This is a genomic window from Amycolatopsis sp. NPDC114484 (genome assembly GCF_055633755.1).
In genome coordinates this window covers 171,520-197,233 of record NZ_JBVKDQ010000007.1, presented here as the reverse complement: position 1 = coordinate 197,233, position 25,714 = coordinate 171,520, and the positions used below count along the sequence as shown (strand labels likewise).

Sequence of the window (25,714 nt, the reverse complement as noted above, 5' to 3'; positions counted from 1 at the left end):
GGGTGGGCCGCTCAGCGCACGGCGGCGAGCGGGGTGGCGGGCCGTTGTTCGACCGCCTCGATCAGGGTCAGCACCGATTTCGCCAGCCCGGCGAAGTCCCGGACCGTCTCGCGCGGCGGCCCGAGGTGCTCGGTCACCGCGAGGTGGAACGCCGGGGTCGCGATGTCGATCGCCACTACGGCGGCGGTGCCGGGCGCGGGATCGAGCCGGGCGCCGGAACTGGTGATCGACACCGCGACTGGCATCGGCCGATTTGCCAGGCCGTGCAACGGATAGCGCGCGGGCAGGTCGCGAAGGTAGCTGCCCCGCAGTCCGGCCAGTTCCCGGGCGACCGCGGCGGTCGCCCCGGCGAAGCCGAGTTCCGGCGGCAGCTCGACCGGGAGCGGCACGTCCCTGGTGACCAGCGCCTCCAGCCCGGCCACTGACGCACGCCGGTCGTCGTCGCTGTACCGGATGGTCCCGTACCGGGAGCCGAGGCAGACCAGCCAGGCAGTCAGCAGTTCGGTCGCCGGGTCGCGCAGCCGGTCGACCAGCGCTCGCGGGACCAGCGTGGTCCCGCGAGCCACCAGCGAAGAAGTCCACAATGGACGCACCAGCGGGCCGGGGGCGGCGGTGCAGGCGGCGAGCCGGTCGAGCCAAAAGCCTTCCCGGTGCGCCCATTCCTCGAACCAGCCGGTGAAGGCCAGTGCGCCCAGGCGGTCGCCCGCCCTCAGCACCGCGTCCGGCGAAACCGGTTCACCATCCACTGTGGACAATGCGGTCAGCTCGACGGAACCGTCCACGGTGCCCACGCGCACCTCCGGCCCGGCCAGCACCGTGCCCGGCTCGGCCTCGACCGGCCCCGGCCGCGGGTTCAGGCCCGTCACCAGGAAAGCCTCGCCGCCGACGACCAGCCGGGGCCGGCCGAACCGGTTGTCGAACCGGCCGAACTCGCCCGCCCGGCACCAGCGGTCCAGCTCCGCCGCCGTCTGCTGCCCGGTGACCAGGCCGCCGTCCGGGAACAGCCGCCGGGCAGGGAAATACGTGCGTTCGCCCGCGTTCTGGGCGATCGGGGCGAGTGCGTCCGCCTCCAGGTCGTCCAGCAGTTCCTTCAGCGACAGCAAGGCGTGCTCGTGGCAGCGCACGTCCAGCGCGAGCGTGGTGTCGCCAGACCCGACCGGGAACCTCGCCTGTTTGAGCACGCGGCCCGCGTCGATCTCGGCGACCATCTCGTGCCAGGTCACGCCGTGCTCGGTCTCGCCATGCAGCAGCGCCCACGTCGTCTGGTGCACGCCCGCGTACTGGGGCAGCAGCGAGCTGTGCAGGTTGATCGCCATCCGCCGGGGTCGGGCCAGATCCGCTGCCTTCAGCAATACGGCGTTGGTGATGCTGAACAGGTAGTCCGGGCGGCCGGGCAGCTCGCCGAGCCGGGCCGCGGTCGGCACGCCGTGTTCGCGCGCCCAGTCGAGCGCGGGCGGATACCGGGTGACCACGCCGGTCACCCGGTGCCCGCGGGCGGTGAGCAGCTCGGCGCTTTCGACCAGCAGCGCGCCCCAGCCGATCAGCTGGCAGTCGTAGGCCGTCACGGTTCGACCAGCGATCCGGACAGCACCTTGGCGACTGTGGCGACGTGCGGTTCGCGCAGCATCGTCTCGTGGCCGCCGGGCACCTGGTGCCGTTCGATCGTGCTCGCGAAGGACCGCCAGCCGTAGCAATCCGTGCCGTCCGCGCCGCTTTCCTCAGCCTGGAGGAAGACCACGCGCCCGGAGTAGGGCTCGGGCCGGTACGACTGCCAAGCGGTCAGATTGCGGTGCGCGGCCACGAACAACCGCACCAGCCGGTCGGTGTCCGGGCCGGGTTTCACCAGCCCGCGTTCGCCTGCCCAGTCCGCGTAGGCGCGCATCCGCTCGGCCACCGGGCCGGGGCCCGGCTCGGGCAGCTCGGACGCCTCGACGTCGCGGGCGTCGAGCAGCGCCAGCACGATCTCGGCCTCGGTGGTGCGCACCGGCTGGTCCGGGTCCGGCGGCTCGACGTCCATGATCACCACCTCGGCCACCCGCTGCCCGGCGGCGGCGAGCTGCCGGGCCATCTCGTAGGCGATCGCCCCGCCGAGCGACCAGCCGCCGAGGTGGTACGGGCCCTCCGGCTGCTCGGCGCGCAGATCCGAGACGTACCGGGCGGCCAGTTCGGGCACGGTCGCCGGACCGTCCCCGCCGGACACCGACGGCGACTGCAGCCCGTACAGCGACCAGCCGGGAGCCAGCTGCGCGGCCAGCGCGTGGTAGCAGAGGACCGTGCCGCCGAGCGGGTGCACCAGGAACAGCTTCGGGGCGCCCGCGGTGGTGTGCACCGGGACCACGCACGAGGCGTCCCCGCCGGAGGAGGTGCCCGCGACCGCTCCGGCCAGCAGTTCCACCGTGGTCGCCTTGAGCACGGTGGCCAGCGAAACCGTCGTGTCGCCGAACTCCGCCTGCAGCGCGCTCACCAGCCGGACCGCGAGCAGGGAATGCCCGCCCAGCTCGAAGAAATTGTCCCGGACGCCCACCCGGTCGATGCCGAGCAGGCCCTGCCAGAGCCCGGCGATCCGGCGCTCGGTTTCGTCGCGCGGGGCCAGGTACTCGGTCGCGAGGTCCGGCCGGGGATAGACGGTCTCGCCGGTTTCCTGAGCCGCACCACCGGTTTCCGGGCCGCCCGCGGCCTCCGCGATCCGGGCGGGCAGGTTCCCGGTGGACACCGCCAGCTGCGGCAGCGGGTCCGCGGTCAGCACCCGGCGCAGCACCTCCCGCGCCTCGCCGCCGTCCAAGCCGAGCTTTCCGGACGCGCGCCAGCTGTCCCAGGCGACCGCGATCCACGGCGTCTCCCCGGCGATCGACTGGCGCGCGGCGAACAGTTCGGCGTAGACCGCCGCGGCGGAGTAGGCGCCGAATCCCGCGCCGCCGAGCACCGAGGAAATCGACGAGCACAGGAAAACGAAGTCCAGCTCCCGCCCGGCGAACACCTTGGCCAGCACGGCGGCGCCGTCGGCCTTGGCGGCGAGATGGGCGCGGGCGGACGCGGCGGTCGCGGCGGCCACCGGGACGAGCCGGTCGCCGGAAACCACTCCGGCGGCGTGGAAAACGCCGTCGAACCGGCCGAGCCGCTCCTCCAGCCCGGCGACCGCTTCGCCGAACGCGGCCTCGTCGGCGACGTCCGCGGCGATCGCGGCCACCTCCGAACCGGCGGACTCCAGTTCCTGGACCACCCGGATCTCGTCGGCGGTCCGGTCGCCCGCCGCCGCTTCGGCGAGGCGGGCGGCCCACTGGTCGCGCGGCGGCAGCGCCGAGCGCCGGATCAGGCCGATCCGGGCCCCGACGAGCACCCGCGCGATCTCCGTGCCCATCCGGCCCAGCCCGCCGACGATCAGGTAGCAGCCGTCGGGCCGCAGCACCGAGGATCCGGCTTCCGGCAGGGGAACCGCCGCGTATTCCGGCACCCAGCGGTGCTCGCCGCGGTAGGCGGCGCACGGCTCCTCGCCGGCGAACAGTTCGGCGGCGAGCCTGCCCAGCAGCCGCGAACGCCGCTTGCCGGACTCCACCGGGGCCGCGTCGACGAACCGGCAGCGCACGCCCGGCGCCTCCTGCGCGACCACGCGCAGCAGACCGGAGATCATGCCGCGTTCGGGCACCACGCGCGGCTCGTCGGCGAGGGCGAGCCCGGAAACCGTGAGCACGGAAAGGTTCGCGCCGGCGACCCCGGCCTTGGCGAGCGCCCTGGCGTGGAACAGCACGGCGAGGAACGAGTCGTAACCGCCGGGAGCGGTCTCCTCGTCCAGCGCCCCCGAGCCGTGCACGAGGTGGTCGGGCGCCTCGCCCGCGTCGTGCAGCGCTTGGACCAGTTTTTCCCAGTCCGCGGGCGATTCCGGGTCCACCAGGTAGCCGTCCTCGCCGAGATCGGCGAACGACCGTCCCCAGTGGACCGGGATCACCCGGTCGGCGCCGAGTTCGGCGACCTCCCCGGCGATCGTGTCCGTCCCGGCGACCAGCCAGGTGCCTCCGGAACCGGTCGCGACCGGGCGGGCGGCGCGCTTCCACGAGGGCGCGTAGAACCAGTCCGCCGGATCGGCGGCCCGCTCCCCCGCAGGGACCGCCATCGCCGACGGTTTCGCGTCGGCGGGCGGCTCCAGCCAGTACCGGCTCCGCTCGAATGGATAGGTCGGCAGCCGCAGGCGCGTGCGCCGCTGCCCGTCGAACAACGACTTCCAGTGCACTGTCGCGCCGGAGAGCCACAGCCTGCCCAGTGCCGCGGCGAAGTCGTACTCGGCGTCGGCCGAGTCCTCCGGCAGCACCTCGACCAGCTGCCCCGAGGGCTCTTCCCAGCCCGGCACCGCGACGGTCGCTCCCGCCACCACCAGTACCTGCGCGGGGTCGTCCAGCAGCGGTTCGAGCACCTCGCCGAAGTCGCCGCCGGCCCAGATCCCGCTGGTCCAGAACTCCGGATCGGCCAGTTCGTCCTCGGTCACGAACCCGTCGCACGCCACCGAACTCCAGGGCGTCTCCGGCGCGGCGCCGATCTCCGGCGCGCCTTGGCCGACCAGCACGGCCACCGCCCGCGGCAGGTCCAGCACCCCGGTCAGGCACGCGGCCACCAGCTCGCCCGCCCCGGACGCGGCGATCTCGTCCGGTCGCAGGCCAAGCTCGCCGAGAGCGCGGGCCAGCGCGTAGAGCGTGACGAACCGCGCGGGATTCTCGAACCGCGGGTCCACCGGATCGTCGGCGGACGCCAGGAAAATCGCCTCGCGCAGGTCGGCGCCGAGGCCCGGGGCGAGCAGCTCGCTGCATTCGTCGACTGCCGACCGGATCACCGGCAGCCGCCAGTACAGCTTCGCCAGCCTGCCCGGCACTACCGCGAACTCGCCGGGGAGCACCAGCGTCCAGGAACTCTGCACGTCGCCGCTTTCGCGCACCCGCAGGAATTCCTCGCCGCCTTCGCGGGCCAGGCCGGCGGCCTCGGCGGTGGTCTTGGCCAGTACCACCCGGCGCTGGTCCAGCGCGGTCCGGCCGAGCTGCAGCGTGTAGGCCACGTCGGCGAGATCGGCGTCCGGTGTGCCGGCGAGATAGTCGGCCAGTTCCTTGGTCGCAGTGTCCAGCGCGCCGCGGCTGCGTGCCGAGAGCGGCAGGATCTGCCAGCCCCGGCCCGGCGTCGACGGCTGCCGCTCCGGCGGCTGCTCCAGCACGACGTGGGCGTTGGTGCCGCCGATGCCCAGCGCGGTGACGCCCGCGCGGCGCGGGCCCTCGCCGGGGAAGGCGGCCGGTTCGCTGCTGACGAAGAACGGGCTGCCGTCGAGATCGGTGTTCGGGTTCGGGCGTTCGAAATGCAGCGACGGCGGCACGACGCCGTGCTCCACAGCGAGCGCCGCCTTCATCAGCCCGGCGACCCCGGCCGCGGTCCCGAGGTGGCCGAAGTTGGACTTCGCCGAGCCGAGGGCGCACGACGCGGGCGGCAGCGGACCCGGTTCGGTGAACGCCTGGGTCAGCGCGGTCACCTCGATCGGGTCGCCGAGCACCGTGCCGGTGCCGTGCGCCTCGATCAGCCCGATGCTGCCCGGTTCGGCGTCCGCGGCGGCCAGTGCCTTGCGGATCACGTCCACCTGCCCGGCCACGCCCGGCGCGGTGTAGCCGACCTTCGCCGAACCGTCGTTGTTGATGGCCGAACCGCGGATCACCGCGTGCACCGGGTCGCCGTCTGCGAGCGCGTCGGCCAGCCGCCGGAGCACGACCACGCCGACGCCGCTGCCCGGGAGCGTGCCCTGCGAAGCGGCGTCGAACGGGCGGCAATGCCCGTCCGGGCTGAAGATCCCGCCTTCGACCCACTTGTAGCCGACGTTCGGGATCAGGATCGACGCGCCGCCCGCCAGCGCCATGTCGCATTCGCCGGACAGCAGCGCGCGGGCCGCGACGTGGGTGGCGACCAGCGAGGTGGAGCACGCGGTCTGCACGGTCATCGCCGGGCCGCGCAGGTTCAGCTTGTAGGACACCCGGGTGGCCAGATGGTCCTTGTCCCAGGAGATCAGCAGATGCGCGCCGTTGGAATTGGGCACCGTCTCCTGGTTGACGAAAGTGTTGTTCCACATGTAGTCGCTGTGCCCGACCCCGGCATAGACGCCGATGCCGCCGTCGAACTGCTCGGGGTCGTGCCCGGCGCGCTGCAGCGCCTCGGCCGAGCACTCCAGGAAGAGCCGTTGCTGCGGGTCGATCAGTTCGGCTTCGCTGGGGCTGTAGCCGAAATAGCCCGCGTCGAAGTACTCGATGCCGGCGAGCGCACCGCCGCGCGGCACGAAGTCCTCGGCGAAGGCGTCGTCGCCGAACCCCGCCGCGCGGATCTCGTCCGGGGTGGCGGTGGTGATCGTTTCGAGGCCGTCCAGCAGCACCCGCCAGTACTCCTCCGGGCTGCTCGCGCCGGGGTAGCGGCAGGCCATGCCGACCACCGCGATGTCGGTGTCGCTGGGTTTTCCGCTGCTGCGCACCGGTTTCTCCTCCTTCGGGACGGCTTTCGGCGTGGCCGGTTCGGCGAGTTCGCGCAGATAGGCCGCGAGCGCGCTGACGGTGGTGTGGCGGAACAGCTCGGCGAAGGGCACGGTCACCGGCAACGCCTCGGTCAGCGCGGTGTGCATGCGGATCAGCAGCAGCGAATGCCCGCCGAGGTCGAAGAAGTTGTCGTGCGGACCGACGTCCCGGCGGGACAGCACGTCCTGCCAGATGCCGAGGACCAGCCGTTCCATCCGGTTGCGCGGGGCGACGCGCGGGGTCTCGCGGGCGGGCGGCCGCGGTTCGGGCAGGCGCGAGCGATCGGGTTTCCCGCTCACCGTGCGCGGCAGTTCGTCCAGCCGGACCAGCACGCCGGGCACCAGGTAGGCGGGCAGGCGGTCGCGCAGGAACGCCTTCACCGCCTCGGTGTCCGCGTCTCCGGTGAAGTAGCCGGCCAGCAGTCGCTCCCCCGCTTCGGTGGCGACCGCCTTCGCGGCGGATTCGGCGATGCCGGGGAATTCCGCCAGCGCGGCCTCCACCTCGCCCAGTTCGATCCGGAACCCGCGGATCTTCACCTGGTGGTCGGCCCGGCCGCGGAACTCCAGCCCGCCGTCGGACCGCCAGCGCACCACGTCGCCGGTGCGGTACATCCGGGCCCCGGCGCGCCCCGGATCGGGCACGAACCGCGAAGCCGTCAGCGCCGGATTGCCGAGGTAGCCGAGACCGACTCCGGGACCGGCGATGTACAGCTCGCCGAACACCCCGGTCGGCGCGAGCGCGCCCGTGTCGTCGAGGACGTAGACCCTGGCGTGCCCGAGCGGTTTGCCCAGGTGCACGTCCGGTTGTTCGCTCGCGGTCAGTTCCAGGCTGGTGGCGACGACCGTGGTTTCGGTGGGGCCGTAGACGTTCACGACCCGGTGGGCGCCGGCGTCGAACATCGCGCGCGCGGTGGCCGCGGGCAGCTCCTCGCCCCCGGCGATGTAGGTGCGCAGGCCGTCCGGCAGATGCCCGGCTCGCAGCAGTTCGCCGACCACCGAGGGTACCGCGAAGAAGTACCGCGCCATCGCGGCCGCCTCTTCGGGCAAGGTGCCGATATGCAGCGCGTTGTCCACCAGCACCACCCGGCCGCCGAACGCGAGCGGCACCCACAGGTCCAGCACGGAAGCGTCGAAGCAGACCGAGGAGGTCGCGACCGCTCCCGCAAGCTCGTCGTCGTCGAGCAGGTCCCGGCCCCAGGAAAGCAGATGCCGCACGGAGTCGTGGGAGATGACTGTCCCTTTTGGACGGCCGGTGGAGCCGCTGGTGTAGATGACGTACGCGGCGCTCTGCCCGGACGGCGGCGTTTCCGGCAGCGGAGCCTCGGCACCGGAGCCGCCGACGGCGAGCACCTGTCCCGCGTAGCCGCCGAAGGCACCAGGGTCGTCGGTCACCAGCGCGGGAGCGTCCGCGTCGGCGAGCATCAGCCGCCGCCGTTCGGCGGGGTATTCCGGGTCCAGCGGCACGTAGGCTCCCCCGGCCCGCAGCACCGCGAGCAGCGCGATCACCAGGTCCGGGGTACGCGGCAGGCACACGCCGACCCGCGTGTCCGGGCCGACGCCGGCGGCCCGCAGGCGCCGGGCCAGACGCCCGGATTCCCGGTCCAGCTCGCGGTAGGTCAGGACGCGATCCGCGTGCCACACCGCCGCGGCGTCCGGAGCGGACTCGGCGGCCCGGAGCACCAGCTCCGGCAAAGTGGCTTCCGGCACCGGCACCTCGGACCAGCCGTGCTCGCCCCACGCCTGCAGGCAGCCGCGTTCGCCGCCGTCCAGCAGCGGCAAGGCGGACAGCCGCGCATCGGGGTCCGCGGTGATTCCGGCGAGCAGCGTGGCGAAGCGACGGCCAAGACGTTCGATGGTCTCGGGGTCGAACAACGCGGTGGCGTACTCGAAGGAACACCGCAGCCCGTCCTCGGCTTCGCCCGCGTACAGCGAGAGGTCGAACTTCGCGGTGTTGTTGTTCTTTCCCTGGTATTCCAGCGAAAGGTCGCCGACGCCGACCTCGGCGCTCGCGGGTCCCTGGAACACCAGGATGTTCTGGAACAGCGGGTCGTGGCTGGGATCGCGGTCCGGGGCCAGTTCCTCGACGAGCTTCTCGAACGGCACGTCCTGGTTGGCCACCCCGTCGAGGCAGGTCCGGCGCACCCGGGCGAGCAGGTCAGTGAACGCCGGATCGCCGGACAGGTCGGCCCGCAGCGGCAGCGTGTTGACGAAGAACCCGACCAGGTCCTCCAGTTCCGGGCGGCCCCGGCCGGTGATCGGCGAACCGAGCACCAGGTCGTCCTGTCCGGCCGAACGCGACAACAGCACCGAGAAAGCCGCGAACACCACCATGAACAGCGTGCAGTTGTGCGCTCTGGCCAAGGCGCGCAGTTCGTCGAGCACTGCGGCGGGGACCACGAAGTCGTGCCAGGCGCCGCGGTGATCGCGCTTCGCCGGACGCGGCCGGTCCAGCGGCAGCGCCGAAAGCCGGGGCGCGTCGCGCAGGTGCTCGCGCCAGTAGCCGAGTTGCCGGGCGAACTCCGGGGTGTCGGCCAGATCCCGTTGCCACACCGCGAAATCCGGGTACTGCACGGCGAGTTCGGGCAGTTCGGGCGTCTCGTTCCGGGCGAACGCCGCGTAGCACTCGCCCAGTTCGCGGAAGAAGATGTCCTGCGACCAGGCGTCGCAGACGATGTGGTGGATGGTGATCAGCAGCTGGTGGTCGGCTTCGCCGAGCCGGACCAGCAGGGCGCGCAGCAGCGGCGGCTCGGCGAGGTCGAACGGGCGCGCGCCGAATTCGGCCTCCAGCCGGGCCAATTCCGCCTCCGGATCGGCGTGCCCGCGCAGATCGGTCACCGGCAACGGCACGTCCGCCCGGCCGTGCACCACCTGTACCGGTTCGCCGTCCTCCACGGCGAACCCGGTGCGCAGCGCCTCGTGCCGGTCGACCACGGCGGCCAGTGCCCGCTCCAGCGCGGGCACGTCGAGTTCGCCGCGCAGCCGCATCCCCATCGGGATCAGGTAGAACGGGTTGCCCGGATCGAGCTGCTGGACCAGCCACAGCCGCCGCTGGGCGAAGGACGCCGGGAACCGGTGGATCTCCGGGGTGGCGCTGTTCATCGGGTCGTCGCTCCTGTCGGCTCGGCCGCTTCGCCGCGCTGGCGGTAGCCGCCGCGGTCGACGCGGGTGATCGACGGCGCCGCCGGCGCGTCCCGCAGTTCCTCCACCGCGGCGGCGAGTTCGGCCACCGTCGGGCTGGTCAGCAGGGTGTGCAGCGGCACCTGGACCCGCAGTTCCTTCAGCAGCCGCGAGATCACCCTGGTGCCGAGCAGCGAATGGCCGCCGAGTTCGAAGAAGTTGTCGTGCACGCCGACCCGGTCGATGCCGAGCAGGCCCGCCCACACCTCGGCGAGCAGCTTCTCGGTGTCGGTGACCGGTGCGGCGTAAGCGGTTTGCAGGTCCGGGCGCGCGTGCCCGCCTCCGGAGCGGGGTGCGGGCCCGGCTTCGTCGCCCGACCACTGGTCGAACCGGGACCGCAGGTCGCCGGTCGAGTTCACCAGCTGGGCGGGCAGGCTCCCGGCGAGCACGCGGTCGAGCACGGCTGTCGCGTCGGCCTCGTCGATCAGGTACTCGCGCAGGGTCGCCGCGGCGGAAGCGTCGCCTTCGACGGTCCAGCCTTCCCACGCCAGCGCTGTCCACGGGGTGCCGCCGTCGGCGGACCGCGCGGCCGCGAACAACTCGAGGTACAGGTTCGCCGCGGCGTAGGCGGAGAACCCGATCCCGCCGAGCACCGACGCGATCGACGAGCACAGCAGCACGAAGTCCAGCTCCCGCCCGGATAACACCCCGGCGAGCACCCGTACGCCCCGCGCTTTCGCGGCCAGGTGCGGTTCGGCGCTCTCGGCCGTCGCCTCGGCGAGCGGCACCACACCGTCCGCGGTCACCACTCCGGCCACGTGGAACACGCCGTCGAACGGACCGAGTTCCTGTTCCAGCCGTGCCACCGCGACCGCGAAGGCCTCGTCGTCGGCGACGTCGGCCGAGGCGGTGGCCACCGTGGCGCCCGCCGCTTCCAGCCGCCGGATCGCGGTGATCTCCGCGGCGACCGAGTCGTCCGGATCCGCCTTCGCCAGATAGGCGTCCCATTGGTCGCGGGCGGGGACCGCGGAACGCCGGATGACCCCGATCCGGGCGCGGCGGGTCGCCAGCAGATCGCCGATCACCGCGCCGATCCGGCCCAGGCCGCCGGAAACCAGGTAACAGCCGCCGTCGCGCAGCCGCGTGGCGCCCGTGGCTTCCAGCCGGGCCGGCACGAAGCCGCGCACCCAGCGGGTATCGCCGCGATAGGCGACGCAATCGTCCCCGCCCGCCACGATTTCCGCGTGCAGGTGGGTCAGCAGCCGAGCGCGCTGCCGCGCCGATACGGCCGGGGCGGTGTCGACGAACCGGCAGCGTGCCTGCGGAAGTTCCTGGCCGATCACCCGGCACAGCGCGGCCGTCATGCCGCGTTCCGGCCGCACCTCGGTCTCTCCCGCCACGACCAGGCCGGACACCGACAGCACGCTGATCTCCACGTCGTCGACCAGCCCGCATTCGGTCCACGCCCGCATCAGCAGCACCAGGCCGTGGAAGGCGGTGAAGTCCCACTGCGGGCCGTCCGCTCCGAACACCACGCGCCCGGGCGCCGAGCCCTTCAGCCCGCGAAGCAGGGCCAGCCAGCCGTCCAGATCGCCGGGGTTCACGGTGTACCGGTCGTCGCCGCAGTCGGCGAACTCCTCGGCCCAGCTCACCCGGATCACCCGGGCGGCCGAGCGGGCGGCGACCTCGCCCGCGATCGACGCGGCGTCGCCGGCGACCAGCCAGGTCTCCCCGGCCGCCGCGTCCGCCGCGGCCTGCGGGGGCAGCCCGCGCGAAAAGTCGGGCAGGTGGAACCAGTCCGCCGGATCGGACTGCCTGCCGGTCGCCCGCGCGGCGGCTTCCCCGGCTTTGCCCGGCGCACGCGCGGAAAGCCAGTAACTGGAACGCTCGAAGGGATAACCGGGCAGGCTCGTCCGTCCCCACTCGCCGCTCGGGTCCACTGTGGACCAATCCGCCTCCACCCCGGCGAGCCAGGCCCTGGACAGCGCTTCGAGCAGCACCGTCCGGTCGTCCGCGCGATCGTGCGCGGCGGGCGAGGAGGGCAGCACGAGGCCGTCGTCGGCGCGGTCGGGGTGCTGCACCAGCAGGCTCCCCAGCGCGCGGCCCGGCCCCAGTTCGACCACCACCGGCGCGGTCAGCTGCCACATCGCGGCGACCTGGTCGGCGAACCGGACAGTCGCCACGCTGTGCCGGGCCCAGTGCCCGGGATCCGTCGCCTCCGCTGGAGTGACCCACTGCCCGGTGACGTTGGACAGGTACGGGATCTCCGGCGCGTTCAGACGCACCCCGGCGAAGTCGGCGCGCAGGCTTTCCTCCAGCGGGCGCATCATCCACGTGTGGAACGCGTGCTCGGCGGGCACGCGACGGCTGGCGATGCCGTCGGCGAGCAGGCGCTCGGCGAGCGCGTCGACCTCTTCGGCCGGACCGCCGACCACGCACAGCGAAGGAGCGTCCACAGCGGACAGCGACAGCCGGTCGCCCAGCAACGGCTCGACCTGTTCGGCCGCGCTCATCACCGCGAGCATCGCCCCGCCGGGCAGCCCGCCGATGTGCCGGGCGCGGCGGGCCACCAGCCAGGCGGCATCCGCCAGCGAGAACACCCCGGCGACCGCCGCCGCGACGTACTCGCCGACGCTGTAGCCGAGCAGAGCGTCCGGGCGCACGCCGTAATGCATCCACAGCCGCGCCATCGCGTACTGGACGGCGAACAGCAGCGGCTGCGCGACGATCGTCTCGTCGAGCGGCCCCGCTTCCCGTTCCCGCAGCAGCCGGGCGAGCGGGTCCGCGGGCAGCTCGCCCGAGGGTCCGGCCGTCGCGTCGAACAGCTTCTCCCGCAGGTCGAAACCCAAGTGCGGGGCGAACAATCCGGCGCACCGGTCGAGTTCGGCGCGGAACACCGGCTCGTCCCGGTACAGCCCGGAGCACAGGTTCGCGTACTGGTCGCCGACGCCGGAGAACAGGAACACCACCGAGCGGGTCCCGGCGGGCCCGGCCGAGGTGAACACCTCCGGCGAGCGGCTCTCCAGCGCCTTCGCCGCGCCCGCGGTGTCCGCCGCCACCACGGCCCGGCGATGGGCGTGCACCCGGCGGCCGGCGGCGAGAGTGCCCGCGACGTCGGCAAGGGACAGCTCCGGATGCTCGCGCAGGTGTTCGGCGAGCCGGTCGGTGGCCCGCTCCAGCGCGGCGGGAGTGCGCGCGGAGAGCAGGATCGGACGAGGTCCTCCCGAAGGCTCCCGCCGCCGCGGCTCCGGCGGCTGTTCGACGACGATGTGCGCGTTGGTCCCCCCGATGCCGAACGAGCTCATGCCCGCCCGGCGCGGCCCGGGCACCGGCCAGTCGGCCAGTTCGCGGTTGACGTAGAACGGCATCGAGGCGAAGTCGATGTTCGGGTTCGGCTCCCGGAAGTGCAGGCTCGGCGGGACCTTGCCGTGCTTGACCATCAGCACCGACTTGATGAACCCGGCCACCCCGGCCGCGGAGTCGAGGTGCCCGATGTTCGACTTCAGCGAGCCGATCGCGCAGCGGCGGCCGTCGTCGGCTCCGAGGGCGCGGAAGGCGTCGGCGAGCGCGGTCATCTCGATCGGGTCGCCGAGCGGGGTGGCCGCGCCGTGCGTCTCGACGTAGCCGATGGTGTCCACCTCCACGCCCGCGGCGCTGACCGCGTCGGTGATCACCTGGGTCTGCCCGCGCGTGCCCGGAGCGGTGTAGCCGACCTTCGCCGCGCCGTCGTTGTTCATCGCCGACCCGCGGACGATCGCGTGGATCGTGTCGCCGTCGGCGAGCGCGTCTTCCAAGCGCCGCAACACGACCACGCCGACGCCGCTGCCGGGAACAGTGCCCTTGGCGTCGGCGTCGAAGGAGCGGCAGTGCCCGTCCGGGGAGAGCACGCCGCCCTCCTCGTACACGTACCCGCGGACCTCCGGCAGGATCAGCGAAGCCCCGCCGGCCAGTGCGAGGTCGCATTCGCCGGTGAGCAGGCCTTGGCAGGCAAGGTGGATGGCCACCATCGAGGTGGAGCAGGCGCTCTGCACGGTGACCGCGGGGCCGCGCAGGTCGAGTTTGTAGGCCGCGCGCGTGGCCAGGTAGTCCTTGTCCACCGAGAGGATCATCTGCATCTGGCTGACGTCGGCCAGTTCGCTTTCGCTCGGGTAGATGTTGTTCCACATGTACGAGCTCAGCCCGACCCCGGCGTAGATCCCGGCCACGCCGCCGAACCGCGCCGGGTCGTAGCCGGAGTCGTCGAGCGCGCCCGCCGCGCATTCGAGGAACAGCCGCTGCTGCGGGTCGATCAGCTCGGCCTCGCGCGGGCTGTAGCCGAAGTAGGCGGCGTCGAACCGGTCGATGTCGCTGAGCACCCCGCCCCTCGGCACGAACCCGGGGTGCTCCAGCAGCGCCGGATCCACGCCGGCCGCGCGCAGCTCGTCCGGGTCGAAGGTGGAGATCGACTCCACGCCGGCGGTCAGGTTGGCCCAGAACCGCTCGGGGTCGTCCGCGCCCGGGAACCGGCAGCTCATGCCGACGACCGCGATCGCGTCTACCGGATCACTCACAAACCTCACCTGACCGTCTCGTAAGTCATTCGTCTCGTTCACCGCGCGCCCCTGGCCCCGAGTCGTTTCTGCCGCAGTTCGGCGGCCGCCCGCCGCCTGCCCGCCCGCGGTCGCGCGACAGGCCCGTCCTCATCGGCACCGCCGAGATGCGCGGCCAGCGCGCGCACTGTCGGATGGCTGAACAGGTCCACGATCCGGAGCGGACGGTCCAGCGCCCGCTGCAGCCGGGCGTGCACCCGCAGCAGCAACAGGGAATGCCCGCCCAGATCGAAGAAGTTGTCCGTCACCCCGGGCACCGGCCGGCCCAGCGTTTCCGCCCACACCGCCGCGATCGCCGCTTCCAGTTCGGTGGCGGGCCTCGCCGCGGCCGAGCTTTCGGCGGCGGGGGCGGGCAGCGCGCGGCGGTCCAGCTTGCCGTTCGCGGTGACCGGCAAGGCGTCCAGCACAGTCCAGGTCGCCGGGATCATGTAGCCGGGCAGCACCGCCCTCGCCCGCGCCCGGACGTCCTCTGTGGACAGTTCGCCGCTTGCGGGCACCAGGTACGCGTCGAGCAGCACGTCGCCTTCGCCGCGACCGCCGTCGCGGGCCCGGACCACCGCCTCCCGGACGTCCTCGTGCCGCGCCAGCACGACCTCGATCTCGCCCAGTTCCACGCGCTGGCCCCGGATCTTGAGCTGGCCGTCGTCGCGGCCCAGGTAGTCCAGCGCACCGTCCGCGCGCCACCGGCAGCGGTCCCCGGTGCGGTACATCCGGGAACCCTCCGGACCGCAGGGATCCGGCACGAACCGTTCGGCGGTCAGCCCGGGACGCCCGGCGTACCCGCGTGCCACTTGCACGCCGCCGATGCACAACTCGCCGGCCACCCCGGGCGGCGCCAGCCTGCCCGCCGCGTCGACCACGTGCAGCCTGGTGTTCGGCACGGCCCGGCCGATCGGCACCGACGGCCCGGAATCCTCCGCGCACGCCCAGCGCGTCACGTCGATCGAAGCTTCGGTCGGCCCGTACAGGTTGTGCAGCCGCGCCCCCGGCAGCACTCCGGCCACCCGGTCCCGCAACGAACCCGGCAGGACCTCGCCGCTGCACACGATGTCGCGCACGCTCGTGCATTCCGGCGCTTCGGGGTCTTCGGCGAACACGCTCAGCATCGAGGGCACGAAGTGCAGCACGGAAACCCCAGCGGCGCGGATGACCTTCACCAGCTGGCCGGGATCGCGGTGGGCGCCCGGCGGCAGCACCTCCAGCCGCGCACCGGCGACCAGCGGCCAGAAGAACTCCCACACCGACACGTCGAACCCGGCGGGGGTCTTCTGCGCCACCACGTCGGCGGCGGTCAGCTCGAACTCGTCCTGCATCCACCGCAGCCGGTTCACCACCCCGCCGTGCTCGACGACCACGCCCTTCGGCCGGCCGGTGGACCCGGAGGTGAACAGCACGTACATCGGCGTGCGGCCGGAGATCCCCGGATTCAGGTCGTGCGAAGGCAATTCGGCGAGTTCCGCCGCCGTGGCGTCGTCGTCCAGCACCAGCCACTTCGACTCGGGCAGGACCGGCAACGTGCCCGCGACGGTGAGGCCCAGCCGCGCGCCGGCGTCGCCGAGCATCATCGCCATCCGCTCGGCGGGCAGTTCCGGGTCGAGCGGCAGGAACGCGGCCCCGGTCTTGAGCACGGCCAGCAGCGAGACCACCAGTTCGGCCGAGCGCGGCACCGCGACGGCGACCACCTCGCCCGGACCGGCGCCCAGTGCGACCAGCCCGCGGGCCAGCCGGTTCGCCTGCTCGCCCAGTTCGCGGTGGGTGAGCTGCCGGTCCCCTTCGGACAGCACGACAGTGTCCGGCCGGGTCGCCGCGGTGTGCTCGACCCACTCCAGCACCGTCTCCCAGCCCGGTTCGACGACGGCACCGGTGCTGACCTCTCGCAGCCAGGCCTCGGCCTGGCCGGGCACCGAAGGCACCGCGGACAACGGACCGCCGGACACCGCGGCGACCGAGAACCGGGCGAACGCGGCGGCGAAATGCTCGCCCCACAACAGATCCGGCGCGCACTGGAAGAGCAGCTCGATGTGGTCGTCGTACTCGCGCAGGGTCAGATGCGCCTCGTCGAACGGCACGTCCTCGTAGGTCGCGTACCCGATGTCTCCGCCGACCTTCGCGACCAGGTTGGCGGGCAGGAAGTTGAAGACGAACCGGAGATTGTCCTCGGGCAGGATCCGGCGCTGCTGGAAAGCGGACACCGACTCGTGCCCGCGGGCGTCCCGCCGCCGCTGCCGGAAGCGGGCGGCGTACTCGGCCGCCGATTCCGCCGGGCCGGGCCGGGGCACGTGCACTGGCAAGACGTGCAGGTAGCAGCCGAGCGAACCGGCCTGCTCCGGCGGACGGCCGCCGGCGAGCGTGTAGACGAAATAGTCGTCCTCCCCCGCCGAATGCCGTCCGGCGAAAGCGGCGAACAGCGCGAGCAGGAAGCCCGGCAGCCGCTGCCCGTTGGCCTCGCACCAGGCGCGGAGCGCGGCCAGGTCGTCGCCGTCGAGCGAGGCCATCGGCCGCAGCACGGCCCGGCCGTCGCCCTCCGGCACCGGCGGGATCTCCAGTGCCGACGAGCGCGCGGCCAAGTCTCGCCAGTAGTCCAGGGTTTCCGGGCGGTCGAACCGCGCCGCGATCTCCGGCACGCGGTCGAGGAAGGACTCGGCGCCGTCCCGTTCCGGGGACGCGCCGCGGTAGGCGTCGACCAGCCGCCGGAACATCAGCGGCACCGACGGCCCGTCGATCACCGCGTGGTGCGCGCCGACGACCGCCTGCAGGCGCCCGTGTTCGTCCCGGACCAGCAGATGCCGGATCAGCGGCTCGCCCTCCGGGGCGTAGGGCCGTTGCGCGTGCTCGGGAATCGCGTCGAGCAGGCCGTACGGCTGCTCGGGCGCCTCGCGCACGTCGAGCAGCGGACAGTCCACTTCGGACGGTGCGAGCACGGCCAGCGCCGGTTCGCCGTCGAGCAGCACCGGGGCGGAGCGCATCAGCTCCTCGGCCGCGGTGACCGAGCGCACCGCGGCGCGCCACCGGTCCGCGTCCCCGTCCGGCCCGAGGTCCAGCGAGAAGGCCGGGATGAACGCGCCGACGTCGGGCCGGGCGGCGTGTTCGAGGTACAGGTCGCGCTGCACCGGGGTGATCGGGCTGATGCGCTCGATCCCGCCGGGCGGCAGCCCGAACCGCTCCGCCACGCGGTCGGTCAGCCCGGTCGGCCTTCCGTAGGGAGCCGAGGGGTCGGCGGCGAACCGCTCCAGCGCGGCCAGGTACTGCCCGGCGACTTCGTCGATCCAGTCGGAGCCGAAGCGGTGCCCGTCGTACTGGACCCGGACGAGGATCTCCGCGTTCTGCGGGTCCGCCACGAAGTAGACCGCGAACGGGAATTCGGTCTCCTCGAACAGGGTCGAGTCGAGCACGTGCACGTCCTCGTCGTCCGCCAGGGATTCGTAGGCGAGGTAGCGGACGAAGTTGGCCCCGGTCTCCACCGCCACGCCCGGCCCGGCGAGCTGGTGCACCTCGGCGTAGGGGAAATGGCGATAGGGCATCAGCTCGCATTCGGCGTCGAAGACCGTGCGCGCGAGGTCGGTCCAGCTGCCGTCGGCGAGCGTGGTGCGCACCAGCGCGCCGTTGACGAACAAGCCGCATTCCTCGGCGACGCCCGGCTGCGGCGGCCGTCCGTTCGCGGCGAGCGCGGTGTAGACCTCGGCGTGCCCGGTCACCTGGCCGAGCACCCACAGGTGCACGGCGAGGCAGGCGTACTTGACGGTGAGGCCTTCGGCGCGCATGGCCTCGCGCAACCGGTCGGCGACGCCGCCGTCCAGCAAGTACTGGCGCGCCGCACCGCGCGGTCCGGCCACCGTGCCCGCCGTCTCCGGCAAGCGCAGCGACGGCAGCGCGCTTGTCTTGCGGTACCAGTAATCCCGCTGTTCGGGGTCGCGCACGGCGCGGCGCTCCAGCGCGACGAACTCGCGGTAGGCGCCGGCGTCCCGCTCGTCCAGTCCGCCGGGCTCGCCCCGCAGGCGGCGCCGGTAGTCGCCGAGCCAGTGGCCGAAGAGGGTCGAAATGCTCCAGCCGTCGAGGATCGAGTGGTGGAAGCTGACCACGATGGCGAAGCGGTCCTCCGCCCGGCGGAACACCCTGATCCGGGCCAGCGGCGCGCGGGTCCAGGTGAAGCCGCGGGTCTTTTCTTCCTCCAGCCACGCCTCGATCCGCGCTTCCTGCTCGGCGTCGGCGAATTCGCGCAGGTCGCCGAATTCCAGCGGCAGTTCGGCTTCGTTCCAGACCAGCTGCATCGGCTCGCTGTAGGCGACGAGGTCGAACGAGGTGCGCAGCGCCGGGTGCCGCCGGACCGCCGCGGCCAGCGAGTCACTGAGCGCCTGTTCGTCATAGGGCGCGCGGACGTGGTAGCCGATCAGGTCGTGGTAGATCGGCGTGTTCGGGTCGATCGTGCTGTGGTAGAGCGTGCCCGCCTGCGCCGCGGCCATCGGATAGGCGTCGGCGAGACCGTCCGGCAGCGACTCACGGTCCTTTTCGGACACCAGGTCGAACGGTGCGGTCGGCTCCGGGATCCGGCCGCCGTGTTCGAGGGCGGCGGCCAGTTCCGCGACGGTCTGGCAGCGGAACAGGTCCTGCAGTTCGAGGGCGAATCCCCGCTCCCGCAACAGGCCCAGCACGCGCAGGCTCCGCAGCGAGTCGCCGCCGAGGGCGAAGAAGTTGTCCTCCGGGCCGACCTCGCCCGCTCCGAGCACCTTGGCCCAGATCCCGCTGACCACCTCTTCGGCCGCGGTCCGCGCGGCGCCGCGCGGACCGTCGCTCCGCGCGGACACCGAGGGCAGCGCGCCGCGGTCGAACTTGCCGTTCGGCGTGCGGGGCAGCGCGGCCAGCCGCCGCAGGTGCGCGGGCACCATGTACTCGGGCAGGATTTCGCGCAGGGCGGCCCGGATCGCGTCCTCGCCGGGGTCTTCGCCGTCCGGCACGTAGAACCCGGCCAGCTGGACGCCGCCGCGTTCGCGAGTCGTGGTGACCGCCGCTTCGAGCACTCCGGCCCGGCCGCGCAGGGCCGATTCGACCTCGCCGAGTTCGATCCGGAAGCCGCGGACCTTGACCTGGTGGTCGGCGCGGCCGAGGAACTCCAGGGTGCCGTCCGGCCGCCAGCGCGCCAGGTCGCGGGTGCGGAACAGGCGCGATCCCGGGGTGCCCGAAGGATCCGGCAGGAACCGCTCGGCGGTCAGGGCGGGCCGGTCGTGGTAGCCGCGGGCGACGCCCGGCCCGGCCACGTACAGTTCCCCCGGCACGCCGAGGGGCGCTGGTTCCAGGCGCTCGTCCAGCACGAAGACGCGAACGCCCGGCACCGGTCCGCCGATGGTCGCGTTGCCGTCCTCCGTCCCGCCCGGCAGGTCCGCGAAGGTCGAGTAGACGCTGGCCTCGGTCAGCCCGTACAGGTTGAGCACCCGCCGCACCCCGGGCAGCCGGTGCAGGTCGGCGACCACGGCGTTCGGCAGCGCTTCCCCGGCCATGCTGATCGTCTCGACCCCGCGCGGGATCCCGCCGGTCCGGGCCAGCTCGGCCGCGGCCGACGGCACGGTGTTGACGATCCGGACCCCGGCGGCCACCGGCTCGGGCAGCCGCGGCAGGGCGAGCACGTTCTCCACCAGCACCACGCAACCGCCGTGGCACAGCGGGAGGAACAGCTCCCACACCGACGAGTCGAAGCAGACCGAGGACGAGGCGAGCATGCCGGAGAGCAGTTCGTCGGAGAACACGCCCCGGCCCCAGTCCAGCAGCACCCGCAGGCCACCGTGCTCGGTGATCGCGCCCTTCGGCCGCCCGGTCGAACCGGAGGTGTAGAGCAGATACGCCGCCGACCGGTGCGTCAGGCGCCGCGGCGGCGGGGTCGTCGCGCGCCCGGCAGTCTCGGCGGGATCGTCTAGCTGGAGCACGTACGCAGGCGAATCCGCCAGCGCCGCCGCGTCCGCCTCGGTCGTGACCACTACGGAGGCGCCGGAATCGGAGAGCATGAAGGTCAGCCGCTCCGCCGGGTACGCCGGGTCGAGCGGAACGTAGGCGGATCCGGCCTTGAGCACCGCGAGCAGGGTGACCACCAGGTGCTCGTCGCGCGGCAGGCAGACCGCGACCGGTGCTTCCGGCCCGGCTCCCAGTTCCGCCAGCCGCCGCGCCAGCCGGTTGGCCGATTCGTCCAGTGCGCCATAGGAAAGCGTGGTGCCCGCGGTGCGCACGGCGGCCCGCGAGGGGTTCGCCGCGGCCTCGCGCTCGAAGAGGTCGACGAGCGTTTCCTCGGCGGGCTCGGGATCGGGATTCCCGGCCCAGCCGGACAGCAGGGCCGCCTCGGCGCTCTCGATCAGCGGCAGGCGGCCGACCGGGGTGTCCGGCGCTTCGACAGCGGCGGCGAGCAAAGTGGTGAAGTGCCCGGCCATCCGCTCCACGGTCGAGGGGTCGAACAGGTCGGCGTTGTACTCGACCAGGCCGTGGAAGCTCCCCCGGTCCTCGCCGGGGAAGACGATGAACAGCAGGTCGAACTTCGCGGTGCGGTTGTCCAGCGCGCGGACGTCCACCTCCAGCCCGCTCGCCCCGATCTCGCCCACCGGCGCGGATTCGAGCACCAGCATCACCTGGAACAGCGGGTTGCTGCTGAGGTCGCGGCCGGGCGCGATCTCGTCGACGAGCCGTTCGAAGGGCACGTCCTGGTGCTGGTAGGCGCCGAGGCAGGTGTCGCGCACCCGGGCCAGCAGCTCGCGGAAGCTCAGCTGCCCGCCGACCTCGGTGCGCAGCACCAGCGTGTTGGCGAACAGGCCGATCACCGGTTCCAGCTCGGCCTTGGTGCGGTTGGCGTTGAACGTGCCGACGAGCAGGTCCTCGCGGCCGGTGTAGCGGTGCAGCACGGCCTTCAGCGCGGCCAGCAGCACCATGAACGGCGCCGCGCCGGACTCCCGGCCCAGTTCCTTGAGCCGTTCGGTGGCGGCCGGGCTCAGCGAGAACTCCTGCCAGCCGCCGCGGCGGCTCTGCACCGCGGGGCGCGGGCGGTCGGCGGGCAGTTCGAGCAGGGGCGCGGCCCCGGCCAGCCGCTGCTTCCAGTAGGCGATCTGGTCGTCGAGGTGATGGCCCTCGTGCACGGCGGCCTGCCAGCGCGCGTAGTCGCGGTATTGCACGGTCAGCTCAGGCAGGTCCGGCGAGCGACCGGCCGCGAAGGACTCGTACAGCCGGAAGATCTCGTGGAAGAGCAGACCGCTGGACCAGTAATCCGAGACAATGTGGTGGGTCGAGACCAGCAGCACGTGCCGCGTCGGAGAGAGGCGCAGCAGCCGCGTCCGCAGGAAGTCCCCGGCTCGCAGGTCGAACGGCTCACGGCAGAATCCGGCGGCGATCCGCGCGACCTCGGCTTCGGGATCGTTCACAGCGGACAGATCCAGCTCCGGCAGCGGTTGCGCGCGCGGCGGCCCGACCACCTGCACCGGGCGCCCGTCGGCCAGCGGCATCGCGGTGCGCAGCGTTTCGTGCCGCCGGACCAGTTCGTCCAGTGCCGCGCGCAGGGCGCCGGTGTCGAGTTCGCCGGTGAGCCAGACGTCGTTGGCCATCACGTAGAACGCGCTGCCCGGATCGAGTTCCTGAAGGAACCACAGGCTTTCCTGGGTCGACGACGCCGGGGCGGGGCCGTCGGCGGACACCGGGCGCAGTTCGGGGAGTGCCTGACCTGCAGGGGCCGCGCGAAGCCCGTCGAGCACGGCGGCGATGCCCGCCACGGTCGGTTCGGCGAGCAGGTCCCGCACCGAGAGCTCGACGCCGAAGCGGTCGGTGAGCTGGGCGGCCAGCTGCGTGGCGAGCAGCGAGTGCCCGCCGAGAGCGAAGAAGTCCTTGCGCAGCCCGACATCCGGCACCCCGAGGAGGTTCGCCATCACCCCGGCGACCTGTTCCTCGGCGGCGGTCCGCTTCGGCGCTTCCACCGGGATTTCCTCGGTGTCCCCGGTGTCTACCCACGCCACGGCGGGGGCGGACGCTTGCAACGTCGTCGCACGGGTGGTGGCCAGCGCGGCGGCCCATTCAGCCGGACGCGGCTCGCCGTCCCATTCCACGACGACCCAATCCACGTCGGCTTCTTCGCCGAACATGCCCAGGCGCCGCGCGAAAACCCGCTCCTCGCCGGTGGTGCACGGCAGCACCAGCACCGCGGATTCCGCGCCCAGCCGGGCAGCGGTCTCGAGCAGTTCGCGCCCGGTCCTCTCGACGTCTCTGTCCGGGCAGCCCTCGAACAACACGACGTCGGCGGCGCCCAGCTCGGCGGCGGGGCGAACCGTCACGTCGGTGAGCACATCGGCGAGCGGCCCGCGCGTACCTGCCACGGCGAGGGTGATTCCCGCGCGCAGCCAGCCGGTTCCGCTGCCTTCCATCTGCCGAAGCCCTGGTACATAACGCTGTTCGCCGCGATAGGCCACGACCTCCGGCCCCTCGGTGCCCGAAGCGTCGGCAATCACGGAGCGCATCGCCGCTTTCCGGCGGCTTCCGGCCGGAAGCCGATCCACGTCCACCACCCGGTGGGCTCCGACGGCGGCCAGCGTGACCGCGAACTCCTTCGCGCGATCGGCGCTTTCCACCGCCAGCCCGCCCTGAGTGAGCACGGTGATGCCGGTGAGCAGCCCGTCCGCGACCAGGTGCTCGTGCCGCGCCGGATCCGTCGAGGTCACCAGCGGCAGGGGGCCGTGTTCTCGTGCGGCGGCCTCGACGTCGTCCGGATTCGTTGCCACCGCGGCGTTTCCGAGTTCGGCGACCAGCGGGTGGTCCGGCTCGGCGAGCAGCAGGAACGGACCGCCCTCGCCTGGCGCGGTGCCCGATTCCCAGGTCCGGACCTGGGGACCGTCCGCCCGGGCGCTGCCGTCGGCGGGCGGGTCGATCCAGTACCGCCGGCGCTCGAACGGATAGGTCGGCAGCTCGACCCGGGACCGGCGTTCCGCCCCGCGAAGCCCGGCCCAGTCGACCGGCACTCCCCCGGCCCACACCGCACCGGTGGCCGCGGCCAGTTGCGCGGCTTCGGTGGCCGGATCGGCGGCGGGCAGCGTCGGGACCACGCCTTCGGCGCCGGTTTGCGCGGCGGCCAGCGCGCTGAGCGTCCGTCGCGGCCCGGCTTCGAGCAGTACCCCGCCGACCTCCTCGCGCAGCGCGCGGACGCCTTCGGCGAAGCGAACCGTGCCCCGCAGGTGCCGGCACCAGTGCGCGGGATCGGTCGCTTCCTCCGGCCGGACCCAGGTGCCGGTCACGTTGGTGACGTACGGAATCCGCGGCGCGTGCAGCTCGACTCCGTCGAAAGCGGCGCGGAACTCGTCAAGCACCGGCTCCACCAGCGAGGAGTGGAAGGCGTGCGCGGTGCGCAGGAACCGGGTGCGCACCCCGCGCCCGGCCAGCCGGTCCCGCAAGGCTTCGACAGCCGCCGCCGGACCGGAGGCGACCGAATCGGCCGGGCCGTTGTCCGCCGCCAGCGACAGGTCGTCGTCGAGCAGGGCGGCCAGTTCGACCGCGGGCAGCCGGGTCGCGAGCATCGCCCCGCCCGGCATCCGCTGCACCAGCTCGCCGCGCCGGACCACCAGCCGCAGCGCGTCTTCGAGGCTGAACACCCCGGCCAGGTGCGCGGCGACGAACTCGCCGATGCTGTGCCCGAGCATCGCGGCGGGGCGCACTCCGCGCGACTCCCACAACCGCGCGACCGCGTACTGCACGGCGAACAGCGCGGGCTGGGTGAATTCCGTGCGCGCCAGGCGTTCCGCCGCTTCCTCGCCGGTGGTGAACAGCAGCGCGCGCAGGTCGAAGTCCAGCAGGCTCGCGCAGTCGTCGAGTGCTTCGCGGAACGCTGGCTCCTCGGCGTGCAGTCCGCGGCCCATTCCCGCGTATTGACTGCCCTGGCCGGAAAAAAGCAAGGCCACTGGAGCCGTGCCGTCGCTAGCCTCGGCCGTAGTGCCCGCCTCGGGATCCCGCAGCGCGCGCACGGCCTCCTCGACGTCGTACGCGCTGAAGGCCCGCCGGTGGGTCAGCGCCGTCCGGCCGGTCTGGAGGGTATGCGCGACGTCGGCTAGGTTCGTCTCCTCGTGCGTCGCCAGGTGGTCGGCGAGTCGCTCGGCGGACCGTTGCAACGCGGCGGCCGACCGCGCCGAGACCACGATCGTCTCGGCCGCGCGCACCCGCTTGTGCACCGCTGGCGCGGGCGGCTGCTCCAGCAGCAGATGCGCGTTCGTGCCGCCGATGCCGAATGAGCTGACCGCGGCCCGGCGCGGGCCGCCACCGGGGAACTCGTGCAGACCGGTGCTGACGTAGAACGGGCTGCCGTCGAATTCGATCTCCGGATTCGGTTCGGTGAAGTGCGGGCTCGGCGGGATCAGGCCGGTCTCGACCGCCAGCACCGCCTTGATCACCCCGGCGACGCCCGCCGCGGAATCGAGGTGGCCGACGTTGCCCTTGAGCGAGCCCAGCGCGCAGTACTCCTCGCCGGCCGCGCCCGCCGCGCGGTATGCCTGGGTCAGCGCGGCGACCTCGATCGGATCGCCCAGCGGGGTGGCCGTGCCGTGCGCCTCCACCATGCCGACGGTGTCCGGGTGCACCTCGGCGGCGGCCAGCGCGGCGCGGATCACCTCGGCCTGTCCGGTCACGCTCGGGGCGGTGTAGCCGATCTTCGCCGCGCCGTCGTTGTTGATCGCCGAACCGCGGATCACCGCGCGGATCGGGTCGCCGTCGTCGAGCGCGTCCTGCAACCGGCGCAGCACCACCACGCCCGCGCCGTTGCCGGGCACCGTGCCCGCCGCGAGCTTGTCGAACGGACGGCAGTGCCCGTCCGGCGAGGCGATGCCGTTTTCCCCGCCGTGGTACCCGATCCGCTGCGGCACGCGCACCGTGGCGCCCCCGGCCAGCACCAGATCGCTCTCCCCGGCCAGCAGCGACTGGCAGGCCAGGTGGATCGCGACCAGCGAACTGGAGCACGCGGTCTGCACGGTCACCGCGGGCCCGCGCAGGCCGAGCTTGTACGCGGTGCGGCTGGCGACGAAGTCCTTGTCGTTGGCGAGCAGCTTCTGCAGATAGCCGACGACGTCGTCGAGACCGCGGTGCGGGTAGACGTTGCGCAGGCCGTACTCGTTGACGCTGACCGAGGCGAACACGCCGATGGCGCCCGGTTCCTGCTCCGGGTCGTGCCCCGCCGACTGCAGCGCTTCCGCCGCGCACTCCAGGAACAGGCGCTGCTGCGGGTCGAGCAGCGCCGCTTCGCGCGGGGTGCAGCCGAAGTAGCCGGCGTCGAACCGGTCCTCTCCCTCGACCACCGCGGCCGCGCGCACGTACCCGGCCCCGGCGGCTTCCGCACTGTCCACACCGGACTCGCGCAGCTCGTCGCCGGTCAGTTCGCGGATGCCTTCGGCCCCGGCGCACAGCAGGGACCAGAACCGCGCGACGTCCGGCGCCTGGGGAAACCTGCCGCCGAGGCCGACCACGGCGATCTCCAGCCCGGTTCCTTGCTCCATCGAGT

4 protein-coding genes are annotated in these 25,714 nt (G+C 73.0%); all 4 read right to left on the bottom strand.

The genetic code is table 11. From position 1 onward, the window contains the following. Nucleotides 1-11: 11 nt before the first annotated feature. From ACZ7SW_RS19540 to ACZ7SW_RS19525, 4 genes are read right to left on the bottom strand one after another with little or no spacing between them, the layout of a single operon-like run. Nucleotides 12-1,565: a formyltransferase family protein gene (locus ACZ7SW_RS19540; RefSeq protein ID WP_470231819.1), complete on the bottom strand. Its 1,554-nt coding sequence runs from the start codon at nt 1,563-1,565 to the stop codon at nt 12-14. Beyond that, a complete protein-coding gene (locus ACZ7SW_RS19535; RefSeq protein ID WP_470231818.1) occupies nt 1,562-9,619 on the bottom strand; it encodes a hybrid non-ribosomal peptide synthetase/type I polyketide synthase in 8,058 nt (2,685 codons plus the stop codon). The genes ACZ7SW_RS19540 and ACZ7SW_RS19535 overlap by 4 nt, the downstream gene beginning before the upstream one ends. Continuing rightward, nucleotides 9,616-14,187 carry a type I polyketide synthase gene (locus ACZ7SW_RS19530; protein WP_470231817.1) on the bottom strand — a complete coding sequence of 1,524 codons (4,572 nt, stop codon included), beginning with the start codon at nt 14,185-14,187 and terminating at the stop codon, nt 9,616-9,618. Before ACZ7SW_RS19530 ends, ACZ7SW_RS19535 begins: the two co-directional genes overlap by 4 nt. A gap of 38 nt (nt 14,188-14,225) precedes the next feature. After that, nucleotides 14,226-25,709: a type I polyketide synthase gene (locus tag ACZ7SW_RS19525; RefSeq protein ID WP_470231816.1), complete on the bottom strand. Its 11,484-nt coding sequence runs from the start codon at nt 25,707-25,709 to the stop codon at nt 14,226-14,228. Nucleotides 25,710-25,714 lie beyond the last annotated feature (5 nt).

Coding starts and splice junctions, on each gene's coding strand:
- ACZ7SW_RS19535 (WP_470231818.1), bottom strand. CDS start 9,619: ATGAACAGCGCCACCCCGGAGATCCACCGGTTCCCGGCGTCCTTCGCC.
- ACZ7SW_RS19525 (WP_470231816.1), bottom strand. CDS start 25,709: ATGGAGCAAGGAACCGGGCTGGAGATCGCCGTGGTCGGCCTCGGCGGC.